We start from the raw sequence: 1,305 nt of genomic DNA, 5'->3' as shown, positions 1-1,305 counted from the left end.
TTAGTATAATCCCCTTATAGTAGACACATAAAAAAAGGCATCGTATAATGATGCTAAATGTGACTATAATAAGGGGGTTTTTCTATGTCTAAAAAATATAATAAATATAACAAAGAAATAAAATTAAAAGCTATAGATATGTATATAAATGAAGGTATAAGTGCCCTTGGCGTAGCAAGAGCTTTAAATATAAAATCTAAGACTCAAGTTCAAAGATGGGTTAAGTTATATAATACCAAGGGAAAATCTGCATTTGATGAAGAAACTAGAGGTAGAGCGATTGGTTCTAAAAAAGGTAGACCTAAAACTAAATTCAATTCTATCGAAGAAGAATTAAATTACTTAAGAATGGAGAATGAATTCTTAAAAAAGCTATATACCCTATCGGACAAGAAAAAATAAGTAATAGATTTTCAATTATTAAGTCATTATCTCATAAGTATAGTATTTCAAGCCTTTGCAAATTAGCAAGAGTATCGCGAAGCGGTTATTATCAATGGCTTCAAAGTCCATTACAAACTACCGATAGGGAAAAAGAAAATAATATTATAAAGCAGCATATTTTAGAGTTACATAAAAAATATAGAGGTACCTACGGTAGAAAAAGAATTTGTATCTATTTGAACAAGATATTGTCATTTGTAGTAAATCATAAGCGAGTATATAGGTTAATGAATGAGTTAGGCATTAAATCTGTTATCAGAAAAAAAGTTTATAAACGTAAATTTAAGGTATCTGATGTAGCAGATAATATATTAAATAGAAACTTTACCGCTAGCAAACCCTTAGAAAAAATATGTATGGATATAACATATATACCTATTAGTGATAGGCCTGGAAAATTTATATATATGAATGTAGCGAAGGATTTATTTAATGGAGAGATTGTAGCATATGACATTAGTTCAAGAAATGACACATTATTGGTTCAAAATACTATAGATAAACTTATTTCAATGAATTTAGAAAATAACTGTATTTTACATACTGATCAAGGATTTCAATATACGAGAAGAGAATACTCGTCCAAATTAAAAAAGAATGGGATTATACAGTCGATGTCTAGGAAGGGCAATTGTTGGGATAATGCTCCTATTGAGAGTTTCTTTAGCCATTTTAAGTCGGAACTTATATATTTAGTTGATACTAGAAATCCAGAAGAAATTACAAAACTTATACATGAATATGTTTATTTTTATAATTATGAGCGCATTCAAATAAAAAACGGCATGAGTCCGATTGAATACCGAACGCATGCCGCATAAAGTGCTTTTTTATGAATGTCTACTTGACAGGGTCATAACT

At 28.9% G+C, this 1,305-nt stretch carries 2 protein-coding genes; both read left to right on the top strand.

The annotated features are described in order from the left end of the window. The first annotated feature begins 84 nt into the window (after positions 1-84). On the top strand, positions 85-402 hold the full coding sequence (locus BN899_RS18265; RefSeq protein WP_042278426.1) for a helix-turn-helix domain-containing protein: 318 nt from the start codon (positions 85-87) through the stop codon (positions 400-402). Further along, complete coding sequence (locus BN899_RS18260; protein ID WP_147568610.1) at positions 360-1,265, top strand: IS3 family transposase; 906 nt, start codon at positions 360-362, stop codon at positions 1,263-1,265. Before BN899_RS18265 ends, BN899_RS18260 begins: the two co-directional genes overlap by 43 nt. Positions 1,266-1,305 lie beyond the last annotated feature (40 nt).

This window comes from Faecalimicrobium dakarense (assembly GCF_000499525.1).
Lineage (GTDB): Bacteria > Bacillota > Clostridia > Peptostreptococcales > Peptostreptococcaceae > Faecalimicrobium > Faecalimicrobium dakarense.
This window is presented reverse-complemented; position numbering and strand designations above follow the sequence as displayed.